The sequence below is a fragment of the Arthrobacter sp. TJ-236 genome, assembly GCF_058269235.1.
The window spans coordinates 762,928-769,759 of the sequence record NZ_JBZCNI010000002.1 but is presented as its reverse complement, the minus strand read 5'-3'; the positions used below and the strand labels follow the sequence as shown (position 1 = coordinate 769,759).

Genomic DNA, 6,832 nt, shown 5'->3' with positions numbered 1-6,832 from the left:
ACTTGGCACACTATTGAGTTCTCAAACAACAGGAGCAACCGGCACCAAACACAACCAAACCGTCATGTCATCGCTCCGAAGCAACTTTTCAAGCTTACCCGCACCGCTCCGTGTTCCGCAAATCCGCACTGTTCCGTGGATTTCCGCTTCCGGAGGACCGTCACGTTGCCTCGATGCGCATAGCGCATCCGGGCCGTTCTCGATCAGTTGGGGGGTTTGTCGCCCTCACCGGGGCAACTCAATAACTATAGGGTCTGACGGACGGAAGCGCCAAATCGACGGGGACCCCTCCCCTGTTCGGCGCTCCCGCCCGGCTCAGCCGGCGTCGACCATCGCGAGGTTGCGCTTCCCGCGCCGCACCAGGAGGTACCGCCCGTGGAGCAGATCATGCTTCCCCACGACATGATCGGCGTCGGTGATCTTCACGTTGTTGACGTAGGCGCCGCCCTCGGCGACGGTGCGCCGGGCACCGGAGTTGCTCGTTGCGAGTCCCGACGTCACCAGCAGGTCCACGATCCCCAGCGCATCCTTCGGCGCCGTGACCGCGGTCAGTTCCGCCGTCGCCGCCTGCAGGGTCACGAGGTCGAGGGATGACAGGTCGCCCTGCCCGAACAGGGCGGCCGACGCGGCGATGACCTTCTCGGTGGCGTCGACCCCGTGCACGAGAGAGGTGACGTCGTACGCCAGGGCCCGCTGCGCCTCGCGCGCATGCGGACGTTCCGTGGTCGCCCGCTCCAACTGCTCGATGTCGGTCCGTGAGCGGAAGGTGAAGATCTTCAGGCGCTCCACCACATCGGTGTCGCTGGTGTTGAGCCAGAACTGGAACATGGCGTAGGGGCTCGTCATCGCGGGATCGAGCCAGACGGCGTTGCCCTCGCTCTTGCCGAACTTCGTGCCGTCCGAGTTGGTGATGAGGGGCGTGCCGATGGCATGGACGCCCTTCCCCTCCACCTTGCGCACCAGCTCGGTGCCACTGGTGAGGTTCCCCCACTGGTCGGACCCACCGGTCTGGAGCACGCAGTCGTACTCGCGGAACAGCTGCAGGTAGTCCATGCCCTGCAGGATCTGGTAGCTGAACTCGGAGTAGCTGATGCCCTCGTCGGAGTTCAACCGCTTGGCGACGGCCTCCTTCTTGATCATCGTGCCCACGCGGAAGTGCTTGCCGACGTCGCGCAGGAAGTCGATGACACTCATGGGCCCGGTCCAGTCGAGGTTGTTCACCATGCGCGCCGGGTTCTCCCCCTCGGAGTCGAGGAAGCGCTGGACCTGCCCCTGGAGGTAGCCGACCCACTCGGCCACGGTCTCCTTCGTGTTCATGGTGCGCTCCGCCGTCGGCCGCGGATCGCCGACCAGACCCGTGGAGCCGCCGACAAGACCCAGCGGACGGTGCCCGGCGAGCTGAAGGCGTCGCATGGTCAGGAGCTGGACGAGGTTGCCGAGGTGCAGGCTCGGCGCCGTCGGATCGAAGCCGCAGTAGAAGGTGATGGGCGCGCCGGCGAGGAGCTCGCGCAGCTCCGTCTCGTCCGTCGACACGTGGACGAGGCCGCGCCACAGCAGCTCGTCGTACACGGTGTCGAAGGAGGGGTCGTTCTGTTGGCCGGAGAGGCCGCTGACCGGACGTTCTGTTTGCTGGGACACCGTCCCAAATTATCAGTCGGCGATACCCGCGGGAATTCGGCCGGTGGAGATGACGCGGAGCCGCTGGGTGGGGCGCGTCATCGCCACGTAGAGGTCACCGACGCGGGCCGTCGCCGAATCCATCATGTCCTGCGGCTCGAGGATGACCACGCCGTCGAACTCGAGTCCCTTGGACTCGCGCGGACTGATCACCACGATGTCCTGGCTGGGGCCGCCGGCACCGGAGCCGACGCGGGGACCGTACGTCGCCGCGAGTGCCTGACGGACGCCCGTCAACAGGTGGTCCGGGGCGATCACGGCGAGGAGTCCGCCGTCCACGACCGCCAGTTCCTCCCGCAGGGCCGCGACGAGTGCGGGCAGGAGCTCCGGCACGGTGTCCAGCACCGGGGCGAACCGACCCTCGCGGACCGCCTTCGGCGCGGACACGACCAGCCCGGCCGCATTGGCCATGCGGACGGCGGCCTCCGCGATCTGCGAGGGCGTGCGGTAATTGACGGTCAGCTCCTCGAGCTGCCAGCGGTCCCCGACGAAGGGCTGCAGGGCCTGCTGCCAGGAACTCGATCCCGCCGCGGAACTCGTCTGGGCGATGTCGCCCACGATCGTGAAGGACTTCAGCGGGCAGCGCCGCATCAGGAGCCTCCACTGCATGGCGGACAGCTCCTGCGCCTCGTCGACCACGATGTGCCCGTAGGCCCAGGTGCGGTCGGTCGCCGCGCGATCCGCCGCGGACAGCCGCGTGGCGGACACCGTGTTCGCCTGCGCCAGCTCCTCCGCGGTCAGGACGCCGTCCACCCCGGAGTCCATGAGGGACGCGTTGACGTTCTCGAGCGTGCGTTCGGCGTTGGCGAGATCGCGCTTCATCTCCTGCTCCCGGGCCGCACCGTCGCGGCCCGCGGAGGCGTCGAGGTCGCCGAGCAGCTCGGCGGCCTCGTCGAGGAGCGGGACGTCCGCCTCGGTCCAGGGCGCGTCGACGGCACGCGTCATCGAGCGGATCTGCGCATCGTCGAGGTCCGGTGCCGCGGCGCGCAGCTGCCCGGGGCGGGACAGGAGCTCCGCCACGAGCTTCTGCGGCGTGAGCGGCATCCACGCCAGGTTCAGGGCGACCCGCACGTCGCGGGCACTGCGGACGTCCTCGGCGAGGTACGAGCGGTCCGCGTTGTTGCCCCCGCCCGAGGACTCCTCGAGCTTCTCGAGCAGTTGCTCGGTGAGTTCGCGCAGCAGGATCTTGACGAAGGTCACGCGCGCCTCGTTGTGCGGCTTGCCCGTGGCACGGGCCCGCTCGCGCGCGCGGCCCACCTGCTTGGGCGTCAGCGTGAGGAGCGTCCCCTCGACGTTGAGGCGCTGGTTCTCCGCGGGGACGCGCTGCCGGTTCGCCACGGCACGGCGCAGAACCTCGGCCATCTCGAGCCGCCCCTTGAGCGCTGCGGCCTGCTCGGACGTCTCCTGCACAGTGGTGATCCCCGGCATGAGCGTGCCGATACCTGCCATCACGACGCCGGTCTCACCCAGGGAGGGGAGCACGCGCTCGATGTACCGCATGAAGGCATCGGTGGGACCGACGAGCAGCACGCCCGCCGACTTCAGGCGGTCGCGGTGCGTGTAGAGGAGATAGGCGGCGCGGTGCAGCGCCACGGCGGTCTTGCCGGTGCCCGGGCCGCCCTGCACCACGGTGACTCCGGGCAGAGGTGCCCGGATGATGCGGTCCTGTTCGGCCTGGATGGTGCCCACGATGTCCGACATCTGCCCGGTGCGGCGCGTGTTGAGGGCCGCGAGCAGGGCACCTTCGCCCTGCAGGGACTCCTCGTCACCGAGGAGGTCGGCGTCGAGGACGTCGTCCTCGATCGCGACGACGTCGCGCCGGGAGAGGATGAGGTGGCGACGCCGTCGTACGCCCATGCGCTCGAAGGCCGTGGCCTGGTAGAAGGTACCGGCCTCCGGTGCCCGCCAGTCCACCATGAGCTGTCGCAGGGAGTCGTCCGAGAGCCCGATGCGGCCGATGTAGCGCTTGTCCCCTGTGTCGAGGTCGAGCCTGCCGAACACCAGGCGGTCGTCGACCGCGTTCAGCTGCGCCAAGCGGTCCTCGTACATGGTGGCGAAGGCGTCACGTTCGGAGCGGTTCTGGTGCGAGCCCGAGGACTGCGTGCGGCGGACCTCCGCCAGTTGCTGCGCCTTCTCGGCTCTCAGCTCGTCCAGCCGGCGGTAGAGGGCGTCGACGTACTCGCGCTCGTTGTCCAGCTCGATCCTCGCCTGCGGCGTCTCGGGCATGGGCACCTTCCTTCTCTCGCGGGCCGACCGTCGATTCTAGCGCGACGGCGACCCCACGTGGTGCACGGTCCGGACGCTCCGCCCGGCCAGGGCGGCCCGTCCGCCGAGCTCGTCCAGTTCGAGGACCACACCGCACCCGACGACGACGGCTCCCGCCCTTTCCAGCAACGCGCATGCCGCGACCAGCGTTCCGCCCGTCGCGAGGACGTCGTCGAGCACGAGGACACGGGTGCCGGCTGCCAGATCCGCCTGGTGGAGCTCGAGGACGGCCTGGCCGTACTCGAGGTCGTAGGACTCACGGAACACCGCCCGGGGCAGCTTGCCGGCCTTGCGGATGGTCACCACACCGGTGCCGGTGGCGTAGGCGACGCCGGCCGCCAGGAGGAAGCCCCGTGCCTCCACCCCGGCGACGACGTCGAACGATCCGGCGAAGGGCAGCGCGACGGCGTCGACGACGGCCTTGAACGCGTGCGCGTCGGCGAAGACCGGTGTGAGGTCCTGGAAGGCGATGCCCGGTGAGGGGAAATCGGGGACGACAGCGGCGAGGCGGTCGATCGCGGTCCGCGCCTGCTCGATCGCGTCGGCCGTCGGGTGGGTCGGGGCGTTGCTCGTTGTCACGGGTCAACCTTACGGCGCCGGCGGCATCCTGCCGGGCCGGAAGCGGGACACCGTGGGCTCGCCCGGTAGCCAGAAGCGCCACGGGTACTGTGCAGTTCCCGCGACACCGCTCACCCCGACGCGCGGGCCCCTGCTGACATCGGCCGCCGGCACGGGCGGCAGGACGAGCCGGAAGGGTGCGGCCAGCGCGTCGGCGCCGTCGACCCTGCGGTCCAGGCCGAGCGCCTGCGCGAGACGGGCGGGTCCCCTGGCGAGATCGAGATCCGTGGCCGGCCGCAATCGCCGCTCGCGCGCGAGATCGACGCCCTCGGTGATCTCGCCGGCGCGGAGCAGGAGCCCCGTGGCCCACCCCTCGGTGCCGCACACGATGTTCGCGCAGTAGTGCATGCCGTAGGTGAAGTAGACGTACAGGTGGCCCGCGGCGCCGAACATCGTCGCGTTCCGGGCGGTCTTCCCCCGGAAGGCGTGCGAACCGGGATCGTCGGGGCCGAGGTACGCCTCGACCTCGGTGATCCGCACGGTCACGGGGCCGGCGTCGTCGTCCTGGTGTGTGAGGTGGGCACCGAGGAGCGAGGGGGCGACCTCGAGGGCGCTCCCACTCAGGAGGCGCCGCGTGGCCGTGCTGTCCGTGCTGTCCGTGCTGTCGGGGGTCTCGCGGGGGTCGATCATCCTCCGACGATAGCGACGAGCAGCGGTGCGCGCTCCGGCGGCGGGCCTGCCACTGCCGTGTCCGTTTTCCGCTAGAGGGGGAGGAGCGGCGGTGGCAGGATGGCGGCATGGACTTCTGGCAGCGGTACAGCGCGATCGATGCGCGCGACCCACGCTTCGACGGCCAGTTCGTCACCGCTGTGTCCACCACCGGCATCTACTGCCGGCCCTCCTGCCCCGCGCGCACACCGAAACCGGACAACGTCCGCTTCTACCGCACGTCCGCGGCAGCGCACGACGCCGGGTACCGGGCCTGCAAGCGATGCCTGCCGGAGGCCGTGCCCGGTGACCCCGCGTGGAACCTGCGCAGCGATGCCGCGGCCCGCGCCATGCGGCTGATCGCCGACGGGGAGGTGGAGCGGACGGGGGTGTCCGGGCTCGCGGCCCGGCTCGGCTACTCCCCGCGCCACCTCAACCGGATCCTGTGCGAGGAACTCGGCGCGGGAGCCCTCTCGCTCGCGCGGGCGCACCGGGCACAGACGGCCCGAACCCTCCTGACAGGTTCGTCCCTGCGTTTCGCGGACGTCGCGTTCGCCGCCGGCTTCGGCAGCATCCGCCAGTTCAACGACACCGTGCAGGAGGTCTTCGACCTCACTCCGGGGCAGGTGCGCAGCGCGTCGAGGGCCGCGACGGAGGCGTCCGAGGGCGTCGTCGGTCCGGACGCCCGTGCCGTGCGCCTCTCGCTGTCCCTGCCGGTGCGGCTGCCCTTCGATCCGGACATCTTCCGGTTCCTCGCCGCCCGCGCCGTCGAGGGCGTGGAGGAGGGAACGACGACGAGCTACGAGCGGGCGCTCCGGCTGCCCGCCGGGCCTGCCTGGTTCAGGGCCACGTCGGTGGAGTCCCGCGCCGACGGCCGTGGCGTGCTGCCGGTGACGGTGTCCGTCGCCCGCCTCGCGGACCTTCCCACGCTGCTCACGCGCATCCGGCGGTTGTTCGACCTCGACGCCGACCCCTACGCGATCGACGCCGCCCTCAGCCGGGACAGGACCTTCGCACGGCTCGTGTCCGCGCACCCGGGGATGCGCCTGCCCGGATCGGTGGATCCTGACGAGACCCTGGTCCGCGCGATCGTCGGCCAGCAGATCACCGTGGCATCGGCGACGACGGCGCTCGGACGTCTCGCCGCCGGCAGCCCGTTGATCGAGCTACCCGGCACCGCCCTGACGCGGATGTTTCCCACGGCCGGGGAGCTCGCCGACGCCGCCGAGCCGCTCCTGCCGGGAACGCGTCGCCGCGATGCGACGCTCCGGAACGTCGCCCGGCTGCTGGCGGACGGCTCCCTGGGCGTCGGCATCGAGTCGGAGCCCGCTGCTCTCCGGGCGGCGTTGCTCGCGGTGGACGGCATCGGGCCGTGGACGGCCGACTACGTGGTGATGCGCGTACTCGGCCACCCGGACGTCCACCTCTCCGCCGACGCCGCCGTCCGAGCCGGGTGGAGACGGGCCACCGACCAGGATCCGTCTGCCACGCTGGACGCCTCGATAGGCGCCACGGTGGATGCCGCGATGGAGACGGTGCGGCCCTGGCGCTCCTACGCCACGGTGCATCTCTGGAGCGCAGCGGCGCAGCGAACCGAGCCCGCGAGAGCCGGCATCCGATGAGC

Annotated in this window: 5 protein-coding genes; 1 reads left to right on the top strand and 4 read right to left on the bottom strand. The window is 70.7% G+C overall.

Annotation, left to right across the window (positions count from 1 at the left end; translation table 11 throughout):
- Positions 1–315: 315 nt before the first annotated feature.
- From tyrS to AC4D16_RS12165, 4 genes are read right to left on the bottom strand one after another with little or no spacing between them, the layout of a single operon-like run.
- Entirely contained in the window at positions 316–1,638 is a 1,323-nt protein-coding gene (gene tyrS, locus AC4D16_RS12180; protein WP_490955178.1) for a tyrosine--tRNA ligase, read from the bottom strand.
- 12 nt (positions 1,639–1,650) lie between these two features.
- On the bottom strand, positions 1,651–3,903 hold the full coding sequence (locus AC4D16_RS12175) for a HelD family protein (RefSeq protein WP_490955177.1): 2,253 nt from the start codon (positions 3,901–3,903) through the stop codon (positions 1,651–1,653).
- Positions 3,904–3,939: 36 nt separating this feature from the next.
- Positions 3,940–4,479 carry an adenine phosphoribosyltransferase gene (locus tag AC4D16_RS12170; RefSeq protein WP_490955204.1) on the bottom strand — a complete coding sequence of 180 codons (540 nt, stop codon included), beginning with the start codon at positions 4,477–4,479 and terminating at the stop codon, positions 3,940–3,942.
- Positions 4,480–4,530: 51 nt separating this feature from the next.
- Positions 4,531–5,190: a DNA-3-methyladenine glycosylase gene (locus AC4D16_RS12165; RefSeq protein ID WP_490955176.1), complete on the bottom strand. Its 660-nt coding sequence runs from the start codon at positions 5,188–5,190 to the stop codon at positions 4,531–4,533.
- A 107-nt stretch (positions 5,191–5,297) separates the two neighbouring features.
- Between AC4D16_RS12165 and AC4D16_RS12160 the strand changes: the two genes are divergently transcribed.
- Positions 5,298–6,830 carry an AlkA N-terminal domain-containing protein gene (locus tag AC4D16_RS12160; RefSeq protein WP_490955175.1) on the top strand — a complete coding sequence of 511 codons (1,533 nt, stop codon included), beginning with the start codon at positions 5,298–5,300 and terminating at the stop codon, positions 6,828–6,830.
- Positions 6,831–6,832: the final 2 nt, after the last annotated feature.

Coding starts and splice junctions, on each gene's coding strand:
- AC4D16_RS12160 (WP_490955175.1), top strand. CDS start 5,298: ATGGACTTCTGGCAGCGGTACAGCGCGATCGATGCGCGCGACCCACGC.
- AC4D16_RS12175 (WP_490955177.1), bottom strand. CDS start 3,903: ATGCCCGAGACGCCGCAGGCGAGGATCGAGCTGGACAACGAGCGCGAG.
- AC4D16_RS12165 (WP_490955176.1), bottom strand. CDS start 5,190: ATGATCGACCCCCGCGAGACCCCCGACAGCACGGACAGCACGGACAGC.